The sequence below is a fragment of the Pseudomonas saliphila genome (genome assembly GCF_008638345.1).
GTDB lineage: Bacteria > Pseudomonadota > Gammaproteobacteria > Pseudomonadales > Pseudomonadaceae > Halopseudomonas > Halopseudomonas saliphila.
In genome coordinates, this window is record NZ_VTVA01000002.1 from 15122 (window position 1) to 33501 (window position 18380).

General features: G+C 60.9%; 14 protein-coding genes, 1 pseudogene and 1 riboswitch. Of the genes and pseudogenes, 9 read left to right on the forward strand and 6 right to left on the reverse strand.

Annotated elements, in window-relative coordinates:
• Positions 1-13: 13 nt before the first annotated feature.
• A complete protein-coding gene (locus FHK95_RS02140) occupies positions 14-1174 on the reverse strand; it encodes a 1-acyl-sn-glycerol-3-phosphate acyltransferase (RefSeq protein ID WP_150302965.1) in 1161 nt (386 codons plus the stop codon).
• 141 nt (positions 1175-1315) lie between these two features.
• On the opposite strand from FHK95_RS02140, the gene FHK95_RS02145 reads away from it, so the two are divergent.
• The 8 genes and pseudogenes from FHK95_RS02145 to FHK95_RS02185 all read left to right on the forward strand — a co-directional run bounded on the left by FHK95_RS02145 (position 1316) and on the right by FHK95_RS02185 (position 10927).
• Positions 1316-1510 (forward strand): CPXCG motif-containing cysteine-rich protein, encoded by a 195-nt coding sequence (locus tag FHK95_RS02145; protein ID WP_150302966.1) that lies wholly within the window; start codon positions 1316-1318, stop codon positions 1508-1510.
• Positions 1511-1512: 2 nt separating this feature from the next.
• A complete protein-coding gene (locus tag FHK95_RS02150; RefSeq protein WP_150302967.1) occupies positions 1513-1782 on the forward strand; it encodes a putative signal transducing protein in 270 nt (89 codons plus the stop codon).
• Positions 1782-2441, forward strand: a complete 660-nt coding sequence (locus FHK95_RS02155; RefSeq protein ID WP_150302968.1) for an SOS response-associated peptidase — start codon at positions 1782-1784, stop codon at positions 2439-2441. The genes FHK95_RS02150 and FHK95_RS02155 overlap by 1 nt, the downstream gene beginning before the upstream one ends.
• A gap of 155 nt (positions 2442-2596) precedes the next feature.
• Positions 2597-3403: a M48 family metallopeptidase gene (locus FHK95_RS02160; protein WP_150302969.1), complete on the forward strand. Its 807-nt coding sequence runs from the start codon at positions 2597-2599 to the stop codon at positions 3401-3403.
• 228 nt (positions 3404-3631) lie between these two features.
• Complete coding sequence (locus tag FHK95_RS02165) at positions 3632-4945, forward strand: OprD family porin (RefSeq protein ID WP_150302970.1); 1314 nt, start codon at positions 3632-3634, stop codon at positions 4943-4945.
• A gap of 305 nt (positions 4946-5250) precedes the next feature.
• A pseudogene (locus tag FHK95_RS20175) lies at positions 5251-9027 on the forward strand (ATP-binding protein).
• Positions 9024-9665 carry a condensin complex protein MksE gene (locus FHK95_RS02180; protein ID WP_150302973.1) on the forward strand — a complete coding sequence of 214 codons (642 nt, stop codon included), beginning with the start codon at positions 9024-9026 and terminating at the stop codon, positions 9663-9665. Before FHK95_RS20175 ends, FHK95_RS02180 begins: the two are co-directional and overlap by 4 nt.
• Complete coding sequence (locus FHK95_RS02185; RefSeq protein ID WP_150302974.1) at positions 9665-10927, forward strand: hypothetical protein; 1263 nt, start codon at positions 9665-9667, stop codon at positions 10925-10927. Before FHK95_RS02180 ends, FHK95_RS02185 begins: the two co-directional genes overlap by 1 nt.
• A gap of 76 nt (positions 10928-11003) precedes the next feature.
• On the opposite strand, the gene FHK95_RS02190 is transcribed toward FHK95_RS02185, so the two are convergent.
• Both FHK95_RS02190 and FHK95_RS02195 read right to left on the reverse strand, forming a co-directional pair.
• Positions 11004-11822, reverse strand: coding sequence for an SAM-dependent methyltransferase (locus tag FHK95_RS02190; RefSeq protein ID WP_150302975.1), 819 nt, complete (start codon positions 11820-11822; stop codon positions 11004-11006).
• 309 nt (positions 11823-12131) lie between these two features.
• Positions 12132-12911 carry a class II glutamine amidotransferase gene (locus FHK95_RS02195; protein ID WP_150302976.1) on the reverse strand — a complete coding sequence of 260 codons (780 nt, stop codon included), beginning with the start codon at positions 12909-12911 and terminating at the stop codon, positions 12132-12134.
• Positions 12912-13065: 154 nt separating this feature from the next.
• Between FHK95_RS02195 and FHK95_RS02200 the strand changes: the two genes are divergently transcribed.
• On the forward strand, positions 13066-13380 hold the full coding sequence (locus FHK95_RS02200; protein ID WP_150302977.1) for a BON domain-containing protein: 315 nt from the start codon (positions 13066-13068) through the stop codon (positions 13378-13380).
• 36 nt (positions 13381-13416) lie between these two features.
• Here the strand turns inward: FHK95_RS02200 and FHK95_RS02205 are convergent, their stop codons facing one another.
• The 3 genes from FHK95_RS02205 to hrpB form a co-directional block, all read right to left on the reverse strand.
• Positions 13417-14007, reverse strand: a complete 591-nt coding sequence (locus tag FHK95_RS02205) for a TMEM165/GDT1 family protein (protein ID WP_150302978.1) — start codon at positions 14005-14007, stop codon at positions 13417-13419.
• A gap of 16 nt (positions 14008-14023) precedes the next feature.
• Positions 14024-14200: riboswitch (yybP-ykoY riboswitch) on the reverse strand.
• Positions 14201-14226: 26 nt separating this feature from the next.
• Entirely contained in the window at positions 14227-15246 is a 1020-nt protein-coding gene (locus tag FHK95_RS02210) for a methyltransferase (RefSeq protein ID WP_178114685.1), read from the reverse strand.
• A gap of 543 nt (positions 15247-15789) precedes the next feature.
• Positions 15790-18378 (reverse strand): ATP-dependent helicase HrpB, encoded by a 2589-nt coding sequence (gene hrpB, locus FHK95_RS02215; RefSeq protein ID WP_150302980.1) that lies wholly within the window; start codon positions 18376-18378, stop codon positions 15790-15792.
• Positions 18379-18380: the final 2 nt, after the last annotated feature.

The window sequence follows — 18380 nt, forward strand, 5'->3', positions numbered from 1 at the left end:
CGCGCTGTCACTGTCAGAGGCTATCCAGAAACGCTTGCTGGCGCAGCTTACTGATGACCGGATTGGCATATTGCGCCAACCACCAGCTGCGGTATTCCTCAGGGCATTGCGCCAGACGCTGGTCGAAACGCGCCTGCTCCTCCGCCAGCTGCTGCGCATCGAACTGCTTGCGCCAGTCGCCGACTGCCAACCCCGGCAGATCCGGAATGTGTTCGAATGCCAGGTAGTTACTCGGGTAAAGCCGGTATGACAGCAAGATACTGCGGTCCGCCTCGCGGGCAACGGCCCGTGCGTCCGCATAGTCATCGGTCATCGGTTCGCCGAAGGCGACATGCACCCGCCCTTTGTAACCGGTAAGCCCCATGGCGATAGAGCGATCGTCCTCGCCCGGCTGTTTCTGATAGCTGCCGGTCCGCTCGCGCTGCGCCAGCTCGCGGGCCTTCATCAGATCGCAGGGATCCCATTCATAGGCAATCGACACCGGGACAATATTGAGCGAGCGGATCACGTCCTCAAAACGTTCGCTGCGTCGACTCATGCAGAGCATCTTGATGATCGCCGAATCGGTCTCGTCCTTGCCGTCCTTGGCCCGCCCTTCACTCTGGGCAATCCAGATTGAATGGCCGGTCTGGATCGAATGATTGATATAGGCCGAGAGCGATTGATAGACGGCGAGCTTTTCGCGGCGTCCGGTCACCGAGCGGTGCACGATAAAACTCTTGTTCAGCCGCATCAGATCACTGACAAAAGGCCGCTGCAGCAGGTTGTCGCCGATGGCAATCCGCGGGGTCGGATGGCCGGCGTGGTACAGCGCATAATTGACGAAGGCCGGGTCCATCACGATGTCGCGGTGATTGGCCAGAAACAGGTGCGGTTGATCCTTGCTCAGATTCTCCAGCCCACTGTAGGTAACCCCCAGCGCGCTGCGCTCGATCAGGCGATCAAGATAGGGTTCAAGCCGGCGCTGCAAGGCTTCGATGCTGCTTATACCCCGCGCCTCCCGGCGCAATCCAAAGCCGACCAGCCGCTCGACCAGCCCGGGCGCCCAACGCCACGCGCGAGCAAAACGGTATTGCGCCAGCATCCGGCGCAGATCCTTGTTCTCGCTCAGTCGCTCCAGCACTTCGGGGACATCTTTGTCCTCGAAGGGCTTAATGGCATCAAACTCGCCCATGTCATCCTCTTCAGTTCGGGTTTAGCCGCGCATTATGCTTGCGCTGGGAGGCTGGAACAATTGGCGCGGACGCGGTTTCGTACGATCGGCGTTCGGACTACACTCACCGTCACACATCATGACCATCACCGGAGGACATATATGCAGGCGATAGACGAAGCAGTGCTGCAATGTCCGCATTGCGGCGAGACGATCAGTTTGCTGCTGGACCTGTCCGGCGGCGCCCAGTCCTATGTGGAAGATTGTCAGGTCTGCTGCCAACCGATCCATGTCACCTTGTGGATGGATGAAGGCAACACCGACTATCACGTCGATCTGCGCAGAGAGCAGGATTGACCATGTTATGCATCTACCAACCGGCTGACATGGGCGAAGGCGAGCTGCTCCGGCAGATCCTCGCCGAGCGACACATACACTGCCATCTGAGCGGGCAATATCTGCAGGGCGCCATGGGTGAGTTGCCTGCGCATGGACTGCTCGGGCTATGGGTGCCGGCAGAGGATGCAGAGCTGGCGCGCGAGCTGATCCACTCCTGGCAGCAGGCAGAACCTATGATGCCGGATTCGGATGAGCCGGAGCAGCAGCCAGAACACGAGCCGCTCGCCTGATGGCCGGCCGTCTCGCACAGTTTACGGCCCCCGTGGCCGATATGCCTGAGGACTGGAAACCCGCCTGGAATATCTCTCCCGGCCAGCGCCTGCTGATTCTCCGCAAGGTCGAGAATCAGCTCGAATGCGCCCGGGTGCTATGGAACCTCACCCCGGGCTGGCTTCGGGATCTCAGCCGCACGCCGTTCAGCGTCAATGCAGAGGTCATGCATGACAAACCCATGTTCCGGCAACCACTGGTCGAGCGACGCTGTCTGATTCCGGTGGACGGTTATTTTGCCTGGCGCTCGCAGGGCCAGCGCAAGCAGCCCTGGTATCTGCGACGGCGTCAGGGCGGGCTGGCGATTGCAGGTATTTGGGAGCGCTACAGTCTCGATGAGGATACCTACTGGGACAGCTGCGCACTGATTACGGTACCGGCCAAGGGCTTGCCGGAACGCCTGGGCTACCGTATGCCGGTGACGCTCAATCGTGCTGAACAGGCCATCTGGCTGGCAGCGGCGACCGCCCCGTCGGCCCTGCAACCGCTGCTGCTCAATGCCGATTCACAAGTTGACATGATGTATCCAGTGAACCCGGTGATGAGCAACCCCGACACGCTTGGGCCTCACTGCTGCGCGCCCAGCGGGCATGCCATAACGGCCGACGCGCCGGTCTGATCGGCATCCGGTATTCTCCCCGTTTGGCGACAACCGCGAATTAACGGTAGCCCGTCGGGTTTTGGAGTAATCTTGCTCATCCGCTGACAGGTTCACGGTTGCCTGACTCTGGTCATAACTCTAATCTATTGCTCCGTTTGCCAAGGAATTTTCCCATGCGTACCCGTCTGCTTTTGTGTCTGCCGTTTATCTGGCTGGTCGGTTGTGAAACCGTCCAGACCACTCAGGGTGGGACCGTTGGCGTCAATCGTGAACAGCGCATGATCAGCGCTCTGCCTGCCGAGCAGGTCGACCAGATGGCGGCCAAGGCCTATAGCGAGCTGCTCGCCGAAGCCAAGTCCAAAGGTGTGCTGAACACCGACACGGCGATGCTCAAGCGGCTGCGCGGCATCTCCAATAAGCTCGTCCCCCAGGTTTCGCATTTCCGTCAGGACGCTCGCAGCTGGAACTGGGAAGTCAACCTGATCAAAGATGACCAGCTCAATGCCAGTTGCATGCCGGGCGGCAAGATCATCTTCTTCACCGGAATCGTCGATAAGCTCAAGCTGACTGATGACGAAATCGCCCAGATCATGGGCCACGAGATTGCCCATGCTCTGCGCGAACATGGCCGCGAAGCCATTTCCCGCGCTTACATCGGCCAGACTGGCACGCAGCTGGTCGGCGCCCTGCTCGGTCTCGGCGAAGTCAGTCGACAGGCTGCCGATGCGGCCGTGCAATATGGTCTGATGTTGCCCAACAGTCGCTCCAACGAAACCGAAGCCGACCTGATTGGTCTGGAGCTGGCGGCCCGCGCCGGCTACAAGCCGGAAGCGGCGGTCACGCTGTGGCAGAAAATGGGTTCTGCCTCGCAGGGCGCTCCGCCGGAATTTCTCAGCACGCACCCCAGCTCCGGCGGCCGGATAGAGAACCTGCGTAACGCCATTCCACGCGTTCAACCGTTATACGAAGCGGCGCGCTGAGCGCAACCGGCCACGCATTCCTGCGTGGCCGGGCCTGCTGTTGCACCGTCAAACCCCGCACGGCCGGCAGCGCCTGACTAGCTGACGCAGTCCCCTGCCCGCGCACCGTAACATCGTTTACCCGGCACTTTTCCATTTCTTCGGCTTCGTATATGTTACGCCGCGCTGGCGCTCGCCATATTTGACGTTTTGTCTCTGGGCGCCTCCCTTCTATCGGAGCATTACCGGATGAAAAGAACCCTGATCGCCAGTGCCGTCGCTGCTGGCCTGTTCACCCTGCCTGGGCTGTCGATTGCCAATAGCTTTGTTGCAGACAGCAAGATTGACCTCTCCTTGCGCAACTTCTTTATCAACCAGGACCAGCGCAGCGGCAATCCCGGATATTCCAAAGCAGAAGAATGGGGACAGGGTTTTCTGCTCGACGCGCGCTCCGGTTATACCCCAGGCGTGGTCGGTTTCGGTGTCGACCTGCTGGGTCAGCTGGGTGTGCGACTGGACGGTGGCGGACGTAGCGGCAAGACCGGCATTTCGCGCAATCCCGGCATCATGTTCCCGCTGGATGACGATCAGGCTGCCAGCAATTTCAGCCGCCTCGATGTTGCCGCCAAGGCGCGGATATCCGAAACCGAACTCAAGCTTGGCGTGCTCCAACCCAGCCTGCCGGTGCTCACCCCCAATGACGGTCGGCTGCTACCGCAGACCTTTCGTGGCGCTCATCTGACCTCAGACGAGGTCAGCGGCCTTATCCTGCATCTGGGCGAGATCGCCCGGGCCAGCGGGCGCGCGTCAACCGACTACGAACACCTGCGTATCAATGGTGGTTCTGAGCGGGTAAACCAGTTTCGCTTCGCCGGCGCCGAGTACGTGTTCGCCGAGAACCTTACCAGCAGCTATTTCTTCGCCGAGCTGGAGGATTACTATCGCCAGCACTTTCTGGGCGCCGAGCACACCGTTGAGCTCGGTATCGGCAAACTGGTGACTGACCTACGTTACTTCAACAGTAGCTCGGTGGGGGCCAACGATGACCGGGTCGGCGGTTACGCCTCGCGCGGCTACTTCGATGGCGGTGCTACTTCAGGGCGTGTAGACAACCAGGCCCGCAGTGCCCTGTTTACCTACAGTGTCGAGGGCCACGCGCTCGGCCTGGGCTACCAGCACCTCAGCGGCGACAGCGACTTCCCCTTCATCAACAATGGCGATGGCTCCACGGCTTATCTGATCACCGATTCGCAAATCGGCAAATTCCTGCGCGCCGGGGAAAAGACCTGGGTAGCCAAGTACAGCTATGACTTCGGCCAGGTCGGCGTACCGGGCTTGAAGGCGTCTGGCGCTTACCTGCGCGGCAGCGATATAGACGCAGCCGAGCGTGGCGCTGACCAGGAATGGGAGCGCGACTTACGCCTGGACTACAAGGTACAGAGCGGCGCATTCAAGAACGTCGGCGTTTCGCTGCGCCATGCCAGCCTGCGCAGCAAGGTCAGCAACCAGCGTGATGTAGACGAGGCCCGTGTCATCCTCAGCTATACCATTGCGCTAAAATAACTCGTCGGAACGCACTGGGCATGGCGGGCCGGGTTCCATCCCGGCCATTGCGCCCGCCGGCGGTGCCGCTGGTCGAGATGGAACTCGACCTTCCATGATCCGGCGTAAATTTAAGCGCGGCACCGCCCTAGCTACGCGCCGGCAATCATCGTTTTTTTGACCGATAAAACAGCGCCCCGATCGACGCCCGAGCGGTTACCATACCGCCTCGGCATTCTTGCCTCTCCGCCACCCGCTAAGCAGCACCTAGCCGACGCTTTTCCGGACTCACGCGGATATTCACACAACCCAGGGAGCTGGTTCCGATGAGCGGGCTTAAAAGCATTATTCTTCACCATTCGTACTTTCGTGGCCTGCGCGTGCGCATCGAATGCGACGGACATACCAATCTGCAGGGCACCAACGGCGCCGGCAAGACCTCCGCACTGCGGTTAATTCCGATGTTCTATGGCTACGAGCCGAACCGGCTGGTCGACAAGGTTGCCGGCAAGGACAGCTTCGTCAATTACTACCTGCCCAACCGCCAGTCCATGCTGGTATTCGAATACACACGGGCCGATGACGAGCGCTGCTGCGCGGTCATGTATCGCAAGGAAGGCGACGCCGGCTTCGCCTACCGCTTCGTCAAGGCGGCGGCCGATGACAGCGTTTTTCATGCTGACATGGAGACACTGTTCGCACGCGGCGAGGATGCCGGCAGCATCCTGCGCCACCATGTGCCAGGCCTGGATATCCGCGTCAGCCCCGAGATCAACCGCATCGTCGACTTCCGCTCGATCATCCAGAACGACCCTACCGGCGGAGGCCGCCGGGTTCAGGGTGCCCGCTCACGAATTGACGTGCGCACCCTCGCCGGCCAGTTCGGCCTCGGCTCGATACGCACGCGCATGCAGCACATCGACGCTCTGACCACCGTCTCCATCAAGAAAGACCAGATGATGGCGCGGCTCAAGGAGATGATTGTCGACTCCCTGCTCAGTGACGTGGTCAACCTCGGTGCACCGCCCAGCCACATCAAGAACGAAGGCCTGTGGAGTGATCTGAAAAGCCTGACCGAATTTGGCGCCCACGAGACAACCGTCAAGCAGGCGCTCACCGATTTCGAATCGGTCAAGGAGAACCGGCTGGCACTGGATGGCTGTCGCCGTGCGCTGTCGAATCTGCAGGCGCTGGGCACAGATCAGACCGCCCTGCTCGCGCGTCAGGTCGCGGGCATCAATCTCGATGTCGACGCGCTATCGACTGAGCTGGCGAGCAAACGCGAGGCGCTGGATGAACAGATCAGCCAGCAGCGGGCGGAGGTCAAAACCTACCGCGAGCGTGTGCAGAGCCTCGAACAGGAGCGCGACAGCTGGGAAAACGAACGCAACATTCGCCACTGGGAAGCCGAGCTGGCGAATCTGCCCATGGTGCGCTCCGATCTGGAGGCTGCCAGCGCTCGCCTGAAGGTGCTCAAGGCTGAAAGTGAAAACATCGCGCATGAGGCCGATCTGCGCAAAGCGGCGATCAACCAGCAACTCGAGCAGGATCTGGCCGCACTGGAAACCCGCAAGCATCAGGCTCAGGAGGCGCGCGATGCCCTGCGCAGCCAGCACCAGCAGGCAGTAGAGGCGCTGGAGCAGAGCCGCGAGCAGGAACTGGAATCGCTCGACGAACAGATCAAGCAAGTGCGCCTTGAATGCGAAGCACAGCTGGAGGACGCCCGCGAACAGGAACGCCAGGCCCGCGAGCCCAGCCCAGCAGAGCTTGACCAGCGCCGCAGCGCCACCGATGCGGTTGCCCTGGCGCGGGAACAGCGCGAACAGACAGAGCAGGATCTGGAGCGGGCGCGCAACCAGCGCGAGCAGACAGACAATGCCGCACGCAGCGCCGAGCAGCTCTACGAAGGCGCCCGGAGGGAGGTGCAGCAAACCAAAGGCCGTCGTGACGAGGTTCAGGCGCTGCTGTATCCAGCAGACGGCACGCTGCTGGCTTATCTGCGCGCCAGCGGCCTACCCTGGCACGAGAACCTTGGCAAAGCCATCAACCCCGCCCTGCTGACACGCACTGATCTTGCGCCGACATTGACCGGAACCAGCGAAGACGAATTCTATGGCATCAGTCTCGACCTCGCCGCGATCCCGCTGCCTGCCGCCGCCGAGAGCGAAGCAGTGCTGCAACAGCAACTCAGCCGCGCCGAGCAGGCACTGCAGCTGGCCAATCAGGAGCTAGGCCGCTGCGAAGATACGTGGCAAAGCGCGCAGCAGGACCACGGCCAGGCGAAGGAAGCCTTCTCCCGTGCCAAGCAGGCTTATGCCAACGCTGGCGAGCGCTACGCCCAGGCCGAACAAGGCGCCGAGCTTATCCACCGCGAAGTGAACGACGCCATTGCCGCACGGGTAGAGCAAGCTGGCGCATGCCTGCGTGACCTGATGCTGCAGACGCAAAACCGGATCGAGCAGGAACAGCAACGGCGCAACCAGTTAAAGACGCAGTTCGCCGAGCGACGCGAGGCACTCAAGCGTTCGCATGATGAACAACTGGATTCGGCTAAAACGGCACTGACAGCGATTCATCAGGCCGTTGAACAGCGCCGCGCGGCGGCCGCGTAGGACCTGTCCGCCATCGATCAGGCGCGGGACGAGCGGCTACGCGGTGCCGGAGTGGACGTCGCCTCCATCCACGAAACCGAGCAGCGGGCAAAAGCGCTGCATGCGCGTATCGAGCAGATCCAGTCCATGGAGGAGCCAGTACGCGAATACCGGTATTGGCTCACGCACCACTGGGCTAACGTCGACGCGCTGAAAGAATCGCTTTACCAGGCGCAGAACGCGCTGACCGAAGTCGAGCGCCAGGCCAAGGATTGCAAGACCAGCTACGGCGCACGCATCACCACGCTGAAGGATCAGGCCAAGCAGCTCGGCGCCGACCTCAAGCGCCTCGAAGAACAAATGCACAGCTGGGAGCAACTGGCACGCAGCGCCAGCGAACTCAGCGACAGCATCCCGGTATCGGCCGAGGATACCGCCAACCATCAGTCCGGCGCGACGGAACATGCCGAGTCACTGCAGGCCGCGGCACTGGTGATCGGCGAATTGCAGCGGTTGATCAAGGCTACCGCCGCCACCAAAGCCACGCTGATTGCCGCCTTCAACCTCTGCGCACTGGCACTCAATCAGCACCCTGATTCACAGGTCTACCAGAAGTGGCAGCACCTGCATAACGCCCGCCTGCAAACCTCCCTGCACACCGAGGGCTCGGAGGCCTTTCGCATCGAGTCCATGGCCGACCTGCGCCGGATCGTCGAGCATGACCTGCCCGAGATTCGCAAGGCCCTGATCGAAAACGTGAAGAGCGCCGGCGGCGCCATGGCGCGCTACTACGAGGAACTGAAAGACATCGACCTGCGGGTGAGTCAGGTGTCGCGCACGCTGGAAACGCGGATCAACACCGAGCACGAGTTCGAAGCCATCTCGGATATCCGTATCCGCCTGCTGTCGCGCATCACCCAGTTCGATTTCTGGCCACAGCTCAAGGCCTTCGCCCGCGACTGGCATGAATGGGAGCTGACGCGGCACCATGATCTGCCCTCGGAAACGCTGCGCATCGGGCTCAGCTCGCTGGACAAGATGTTCCGCAGTGCCCGCATGACTACCAGCGATCTCGGCTCGCTGGTCGAGCTGGAAATCCAGTTCACCGAGAATGGTCGTACCGTGCCGATCCGCAACGATAACGACCTGCGCAATTCCAGCAGCACCGGGCTGTCGAGCATTGCCGTGGTGGTGATATTCGGTGGCCTGTCGCGCTTCCTGTGTCCGGATGAAAGCGTGACCATCACCTGGCCGATCGACGAGCTGGGCGAGCTGCATCCCAGCAATATCGACAAGCTGTTTCGCATGATGGACCACAAGAATATCGTGCTGCTGTGCGCGCAGCCCACCGCATCCCATGAATTCCTGCGGCGCTATAAACACCGCCTGCTGTTGAGCAAGGACCACGGCGTACGCGACTTCGTTGCCGCCAGCCAGGCGTCAGGCAACAATCCTTTGGCGCAGCTGCTTTCCGGCAGCGCCTCGCGGATCACTGAAGGAGACAAGGCATGAGCAACGCCACCTTCCGCCACGTTATCGAAAAACTGCTGCAGGGGGAGTTGCTCTGCGAAGTCAGCGACGAGCCGGGTTACCTGTATCTGCAGCTGGAAGACAATCTGGACCGGGTCAACCAGCACCTGGCGGTACTCGGTCGCGGCGTCGCCTTGACCAGCGACATGACCGGCTATTACTGCGTCTACCTGGATGTCGAGGACAAGGGCGTACGCAACCGGCTTAACCATCAGTTTTACGCGCTGGCAACCAAGTGGGAGGCCCTGCTGATGTGGCTGCGCCTGACCCGCCAGTTGTCGCCGGAGGCGCATCCGTTAAGCGCGCGTGACATCCTCAAGGAAAGCGAGTTACTGGGTGCTATCGAAAGCTCCTCGGCTCTGCAGGCCGAGCTTGAAAGTATCGCCCAGCGCTTTCAGATTCGCGGCAAGGTCGATCCACGGACGCGCCTGAATCAGCTGCTGCGCTTTCTCGAAAAGGAAGGGTTTCTGGTCGAGCGCCATCCCTCCGTGTACCAGGCCACTGCGCGCTGGTCGATGCTGCAGGATCAGATGGAGTTCATTCGTCAGCAGGAAGGCATCCAGCTGGCCGACCGGGAACACGACCAGGCAGCCGCGCAGGAACAGGAGCAGCTGATCTAATGGCCAGGTATGACGAAGCCGCCCGCACCATCCGGATACTCGACAAGCACTGCGACCTGCTCAGCCGCGCCTGTATCGAAAACCAAGGGGTTATTGTTGACGAACAGGACGGCGAGAAAGCCATCGCCGAACTGCAGGCGCACCGGCTGGTCTTCCGCCTGGACGAGCGTGATCACTACGTACAGGTCAACCGGGTGGTGTCGGAGCTATTCCATCATGCCACGCAGAACTACCGTCGCCGCCTATCCAGTGGCGCCGTGGATGATCTGTTCGATCAGCTCAAGCACGCCATATCCGGTTACCTGGCCACCGCCGACCGCGGCTTGCTGCGCGATCAGAAAGTGTACGAGTCCGAGATTCAGGAGATCGTCGCGCACCTGATCGATACGTTGCGCGAGATCACCCAGCGTTTCGCCGGCTATGTGCGCAACGAGTTCAGCATGGTCAGCGATCTGTCGCAACGCATCCGCGAAAACGAGCGCGCAATCAAGGAAGCATCCCAGCTCAATGACCTGTTCGCTACCCTGACCCCGGATGTGCTGGCCGAGCTGGCACGTTCGGATCGCCTGCTCTCGCATCTGCTGAAGAAGGTCTTCGGGCGCGCAGTGAGTTCCTGTGCCGATGAACTCCACGATGCCCTGCACAAGCTGCGGGAGAACCTCACCAAGCTGCAGGACGATCAGCGCTATCGCGAGCACAACGAACTGATCGACACGCTGCTGCAACATTATCAGCGTCACCCGGGCTACCAGCCCGGGCTGGAGCAATACCGCAGCATTCCGCGCATTTTCCGCTCCGCCGAACGGCTCGAGCTGAAGGCGCACCCGCCGATCGACAGTCCCACCGAAGAACGTGCGCTCGGTGACATCGCCCAGCAGGCGCTGGCGCGCATCGCCGCAGACGAGCAGCCCGACCGGCAGCGCCAGGATCCGCCTCTGGTGCCGGTGAAAGACTGCCGCGACGGGGTATTTCTGGCAGAACCCGAGCCGGTTGAGCAGGCCCTGCGCCAGATGTTCGAGATATTGCCGCAACTGGCCGAACAGCAACCAGCCTCCTCCCTCGCCTGCCTGGCGTACCTTGACCTTGAAATCAATCCGGAGCTCTGGCTGGTCTGCGTTGCCGATCACTATGCCAACAGCGACTACGCCAAGGGCGAACGCCTGGCCATGCGGTTTTGTGAACGACCGCTACCGGGGTACTCCGGTAATTATCTGGTCGAGGATATCGAGTTTCGTCTGGTGAGGACCGCTGAGTTCGCTTGAAGTGCCTAAGCCGTGCGGAGAGGCAGGCCGTTTACGCGTTCGCTAAAACACGCTCACGGCCAGGCATGAAAGCACTTCAGATGCGCTGGGCGTTCCAGCCAGCTGTCTCGTTGGCACCTTCCGCAGGGACGATCTGATCCCCCTCCACTCGGCCGACGAATTGTTGGGCGTCAATCGAGAAGCGGATCTCGTTACCATTCAGCCGCGGCTCGGCAAGCATCATGGGTTCGCCCTCGATCTCGGCACTGCCAACCACCCGTTGATAGCTCTGCTCAATCAGTATCAGCGCTTCGGTGCCATCAGCCGTCGTCAATTGCCATTTACCGCCGACGGTAGCCGGCACAGTCCACATATGCACGGTGCCGCCTTCAACCGTATCGGACTGATCCGGCTCCCATTCCCCCAGCTCGAAGCTATGCGTCAGAACCCGCGTGCCGGGGTTCATACTCTTCAGTATCACCGGTTGCAGCCAGATATTTTTGGCGTTGAGCTGATAGACCGTGAGCACCGAGGCCTCTGATAGATCGGCCTCCAGCAGATCGCCCTGCTCGAAGCGCACGCGATCTGCCACGCCGGCCCGCTCGGCGTTCTGGCGTGCCTCGGCGATCCGCTCCATATCCAGATCGATACCCAGAGCCGAACCTGCATTCCAGTTCTTTACGGCAGCAATCGCGATACGCCCATCGCCCGAACCGAGATCGATCAGGTGGTCGTCGGGCTGCAGCTTCGCCATCTCGAGCATCCGCTCTACCACGGGATAAGGAATGGGTACGTAGGATACATTGGCTGTGGTCGCTGCCGCTTCATGGCCAATGGACATCAGGGAAGCCAGCGACATCGTCAGGGTGGCGGTACGGGCACGGTGAATGCCCGCACAGAGAGTAAAGGGAGCCATCATTCCTCCAGCAAAACACGTTTGACATAAAAGGAATCCGCAAATGGCGGTAAGGCGAGTCACCAAGGCGCGGAATGGGCGCGTGCTGCCCAGGCGAAATACCAGCACGACGTGCGTCCCTGCCCTCTCCAGTCAAGTCGCAGGGCGATGTGCTGTCAACGCAGATGGCGATGTGACAGGTTGAAGCGTGAGCGAGATCTCAATTCAGATAGAAAGGCTTTTAGAACAGGCATTTCAGAGCCTCTAACCTCCGCGCGAAGGGAACTCGATCCCTTGAGCATAAGTCTGATGCACCTTGAGCAGGGCGTATCAGCGTAGAACGTTACCCTGCATCACCGTCTCCCCACCGCGCCATAGTCGCCACTCGCCCGGCATATACAGCTGCCACTTTTCATTACTGGTCAAAGGTTCCGTGGCGATGACCGACACCACATCATTGGGTGTGGTGTGTTCCTGAAAATCAATGGCCAGCTCACGGTCACTCAACTGGGCGGGACCGAAGGGCGCGCGGCGCGTTATCCAGGCCAACTTGGTCGTGCACAGGGTAAACAGCCATTCGCCGTTGCTGATCATCAGGTTGCACACGCCCTGCCGGGCAAACTCACCGCAGATACCCGCCATGCAGGAAATCAGCTCGTCCAGCTCAGGCGGCGAATCAAAACGGCTGCGCAATGTATTGAGCAGCTCACAGAACACGGCTTCGCTGTCGGTGGAACCCACTGGCTGGAAGGGACCCGGCGGGGCATCGAACTCGTGCAACTGGCCGTTGTGGGCAAAGGTCCAGTAACGCCCCCATAGCTCGCGCATGAACGGATGGGTATTGACCAGGCCGACGCGGCCCACGTTGGCCTGCCGGATGTGGCAGATAACGTTCTCCGACTTGATCGGGTAGGACTCGACCAGCTGGGCGATCGCGGATTGATGACAGGGCTGTGGATCATGAAAACAGCGCACCCCCAACCCTTCATAGAAGGCCACGCCCCAGCCGTCACTGTGCGGCCCGGTCCCGCCACCGCGCTGCATCAGCCCGGCGAAACTGAAACAGATATCGGTCGGTACATTGGCACTCATGCCCATCAGTTCGCACATGGTTTCGATCCTTACTCAACATCCTGCGTTGATATTAGGCCAGACAGAAATGCCGGACCACCGCTTACAGCGAGTGTGGCAAGATGGCGAGTCGAAACTAACACGACACCCCCAAGTCTCACCCAGAGACATCATCGTTAACAGGAGACCTTCGATGAAGCTTTCAAGGGATTACATCACTGCACTGTTCCTCACCTTGAGCCTGCTCATCATGGGCGGCTGTACTGTGGCTTCAGGTCAGAAATCGGCTGGCGAGTTCGTGGACGACAGCGTCATCACCACCCAGATCAAAACCGCCCTTATCCGGGATGAAAATATCCGCGCCGGTGAGATCAATGTCGAGACTTACAAAGGTGAAGTCCAGCTAACCGGCTTCGTGAGTTCAAGAGAGGCCGCGAATCGGGCCGTTGAACTGGCGCGCGGGGTAAAAGGCGTCACTGCGGTCCGCAATGATATGCAGATACGTTGACTGAAACGCCCGGCGCAATGCCGGGCGTCACACGCGCTAGCCTGCACCACCCGACACGAAGCCTGTATAGGCAAGCCAGGCGGAATATAGCCCGAGCAGCAGAAATGCCCCCGCCGCCAGCCGGCGAATCAGATCCAGCGGGAGGCGACCCGCCGCCGCATTGCCCAGGAACACCACCGGCACATTGGCCAGCATCATCCCCAGCGTAGTTCCCAACACGACCCAGAAGTAATCGGCAAATTGCGCGGCCAACACCACGGTCGCGATCTGAGTCTTGTCCCCCATCTCCGCAATAAAGAACGCGACCAGCGTCGCCATGAATGCGCCATATCGGCCAATCGGCGCCGTATCCTCCTCAAGCTTGTCCGGAACCAGCGCCCAGGCGGCCACCGCGATGAAACTCACGGCGACAATGCTGTGCAGGATGGTATCGGTGAGAACGCTGGCGACTAACTGACCCAATGCGCCAGCCAACGCATGGTTAGCCACTGTGGCGACAAATATACCCAAAACAATGGGCCAGGGATGATGACGAAAACGAACAGCCAGCAATAGCGCCAGCAATTGGGTTTTGTCGCCGATCTCTGCCAGCGCAACAATCCCGGTTGATACGAAGAAGGCTTCCACGGATATTCCAGAGAGGGCGGATCAGCGAACCAATGACATGCGCGCACCCCCGCCCTCGGTTGGTGCATGCATGTCAAAGGTCTCGTCAGACCCGAAACAGCGGGCCGCAAACGCCACGACCTGCGGGCCGATTATGTTGACGTTTGCCGTGGAAGACGTGCTTCCGGAGAGACTACTCCCCTAAGACGGGCGGAACTTTAGCAACTCGGTCCGGGCAGATCAACCGGGAGCTATCGCCGAATACACCTTGAAGCGATTGTTCTCGCGCAGCACCTGGCAAGGACCGATATGCGCTTCCACCAGTGCGGGGTATTTCAGGAAGCCGTTGGCGACAATCCGCAGCTCGCCGCGGGGCAGCAGATTGCGGGTGATCTGTTCAAAGAATCGCTCGGCAATGCTGGTGTCGTGTCGAATCCCGCTGTGAAACGGTGGATTGCTGACCACCCCGGCAAAGCGACCATGTACATCGCTCAGACCGTCCGAGGGATACACCTCGGCTTCCACTTCATTGCGCTTGAGCGTCTCGGTAGCGCAGTAAAGGGCAAGGGCGTCGACGTCGACCAGTTCGAAACGGGTTTCGGGATTGCGCCGGCCGAGGGCCACGGATAGCACCCCTGCCCCGCAGCCGAAATCCAGCACTCTGCCCGCGGGTAACGCCGCCGGCTCTTCCAACAGCAGCTCGCTGCCCTCATCCAGCCGACCGTGGCTGAATACGCCGGGCAGGCTGACCAGATCGATATTCTGATCATGCAACTCGACGGTGATTTCCCGCATCCAGTCCTCCAGGCAGAAGGGTGCTGCCTGACCGTTCACCGGCATGCGCCAGAGCTGGCAGTGACGCGCCGAGTCGAGCTTCTCGGCGCTGTCGCCGTATGGCGCCAGCAGTTTTTCCGCGCGGGTGATACCGCCCTTTTTCTCACCGACCAGATACAGCGGACAGCCTGCCTTGAGCAACGGCGCAATCTGGGCCAGCGCATATTCGGCACGCTCAAGCGCCTTGGGCATCACCAGAATCGCGCCGTCGAGTGCATCTATTTGTGGGCACAGATGCGAGAAGCTCAGATGCGCCTCGTCCAGTTGCGCGTTCAGCCCGAGCCAGACTGCGTAGTCCCAAGTCCAGACGTGCCAGTCGGCAGGTAATTCGCTGGTCAGGCCGTCGGCCACGGGATTGACCAGGAGCAGCCGCTTGTTGGCGAACAACTCGCTACTGCGCTCGATGATTTGGCTGGTGTTGTCCATGGCGGGCTCCTCAATGCTGGAAGGGGCAGGGATTGTACGCGGACGGGTCGCGGCGACCAAGCTGATCCTATGTTGGAGGTATGCGGGCCATTCGCTGGGGTTGTATTTCGGTGCCATCTTCTGCGAGCCGAAAACGACTCAACAATGCCGCTATTCGTTTGGTTGTGTTCAGAGTCAGCTGCCGCGAGCCGGCAGGGCCGCGCCGACACGCTGCAAGTACGTCCCTGTAAGCTCGACGATGACCTCCCTGTCATCGCACGGTCGGCTCAACCCTGTCGGCTCGCTGCGCATGAATATTGGAGTTGCCTGATAGGAAGACCAAAAGAAAGACCCAAAGCGGTTTTAATCTCTACTTCACGCGAATGCTCGACCAAGCCCGCCGGCTGTCAGGCTGGCGCAAGTGTTGAAAACAGGGATGTTTTCGTCAAGCCCCCAGGGATGGGTTCACGGCGTCTTGCGCAAGCCTGGCAGCGGGTGGGCGCCCTGCTCCGGACTTCGACTGAATCATTCACGAAACCTTCCACTGGCTTTGAAGCTCCCGGCTCAGCTTTTACGCGGTTTGGCTCGACTAGTCGGTTGAGCCTGCGCCGGGTCGTCCGGCCAGTAATGTTTGGGGTAGCGGCCTTTCATGTCCTTTTTGACCTCGGCATAACTGCCTGCCCAGAAGCCAGCCAGATCCTGAGTCACCTGCAACGGGCGCTGCGCTGGGGACAACAGGTGTAGCTTTAGTGCAACCCGGCCGCCGGCGATGCGCGGGTTATCGGTGCTGCCGAACATTTCCTGCAGGCGCACCGCGAGTACCGGCGGCTCTTCGGCGTAATCGATGCGAATTCTCGATCCGGTAGGCACTGCCCAGTGCGTCGGTGCCTGCTCGTCGAGCTGTTTGGGCAGCGGCCAGAGCAGCAAGGTAGAGAGAATGCTCGTCAGGTCGAGGTTGGCGAAGTGCGCGAGGCGGCGCACGTTATCAAGATAAGGTGCCAACCAGTCTTCCAGTGTGTCCAGCAGGGTCACGTCCGACAGGTCCGGCCAGAGGCTTTCAATGCCCGCCTGCTCATCCAGCCGACGAAGCAACTGAATACGCGCCTGCCACTGGCGCAGCGCTGGCGTCCAGGGCAGTAATGCCAAGCCCTGGCGCCGCACGACATCACAGAGCGCTCGGTTGCGCTGGGCCGGATCGATCTGTGGTAGCGCCTCTCGATTGAATATCAATTCGCCCAGGCGAGTCTGGCGTTCCGCCAACAGGGATTCGCTGCGCGGGTCCCATTCCAGGGTGTCCTGTTTGGTCAGTAATTCCGGCAGGTATTCGCGCAACAAGTCAGGATTGAGTGCGGCAGCCATGAAGATGCGGGCGCTACGTTGCGCTGCCTGTCCGCCCAGGCTGGCGACAGCGAGCCAGGGTTGTTGCTGCAGGGCATCCACCTCGATGAAGGCTGCGGACCGGCCATTGGCCAAACGGTATTCGCTGCCCGCTTCGCCACGCCGCTGGGCAACGCGGTCGGGATAGGCCATGGCCAGTAACACGCCAATCCATTGCTCGGCAGCCGGATCGGATACCTGCTGGCTGTTTGGCCGCGGCCCAAGCAAACGTTGCCACTGAGACGCCAGCTTTCGGGCACGCTGCAGCGCGCCACGGTCAACCGCGGGCTCCGCCTGAGGTGTAGCAAACACCGCCATACGGCGGGCAATATCGGCATCCTGCACCTTGCGTAGGATATCCCGCTCCCCGACGATTGCTGCCAGCTGACACGCCTGTTTGCCTAAGCCTAGCGCGTGGCCGCGCAATAACATGTGGGCCAGGCGCGGATGCATCGGCAACGCGGCCATGGCAGCGCCGTGTTCGGTCAGTTTCCAGCCGTCGGCGTCCGCTTCCAATGCACCCAGCCGTTCCAGCAGTTCGCGACCCTGCTGCAACGCAGCGGAGGGTGGTGGATCAAGCCAGGCCAACTCTGTTGCGTCCTGCACGCCCCACTGGGCCAATTGCAATGCCAACGGGGCCAAATCGGCCTGGAGCATTTCTGGCTGGCTTTGCGCAGCCAGCTGCAGGTGTTGATCAGCTGACCAGAGGCGATAGCACACACCCGGTTCGAGACGCCCTGCCCGGCCGGCGCGTTGTTCGGCTGACGCGCGTGAAACCCGTCGCGTCTGCAAGCGGGTCATGCCGGACACCGGATCGAAAGCCGGTTCGCGGGACAGCCCGGCGTCGATAACTACGCGGATGCCCTCAATGGTCAGGCTGGTCTCGGCGATAGAGGTTGCCAGTACCACCTTGCGCTGCCCGGCCCCAGCCGGACTGATAGCCTGGCGCTGGGTGGCGAAATCCAGATCACCGTAAAGCGGCGTGACTAGAACGTCCGGCTGATCGGCGAGGGCTTCCTTCAGCCGCGATTGAACCCGGCGTATTTCCGCGGCACCGGGTAGAAAGACCAGAATGCTGCCCGGCTCTTCTGCCAACACCTGCAGTATCTGCTGCGCCACAACTGGCTCGATGAATTGCCCTGCTGGCGGGGCACTACCGTAACGCACCGCCACCGGGTACTGACGGCCCTCGCTGCGGATCAACGGGGCATCGTCCAGCAGACCGCTCACTGCCTCGGCATCCAGCGTGGCGGACATGACCAGCAGCCTTAACGGCAAATCATCGCGCAGGTACTGCTGAGTTTGCAGACACAGCGCCAACCCCAAATCGGCGTCCAGGCTACGCTCGTGGAACTCATCAAAAATCACCAACCCCACACCGGGCAACTCGGGATCAGCCTGCAACAGGCGCTGCAATATGCCCTCGGTGACGACTTCGATGCGGGTGGCCGCACTGACCTTGCTCTCCAGACGAATGCGGTAGCCTACAGTTTGCCCCACAGGTTCACCGAGCATGTCGGCCAGACGCTCTGCCGCAGCGCGCGCAGCCAGGCGACGCGGCTCGAGAAGGATGATCTTTTGCCCGGCCAACCATGTATTATTCAGCAGCCTCAGCGGAACCAGTGTCGTTTTGCCTGCACCCGGAGGCGCCTGCAACACAGCGGAGGAATGGCTTGCAAGGGCCTCCTCCAGCTCAAGCAGGACCTTCTGGACCGGGAGTTCGCTCGTCTCGTTCAAATAGAACTCGCTACACTGGAAGCTGAAATGGGCCGCCATTC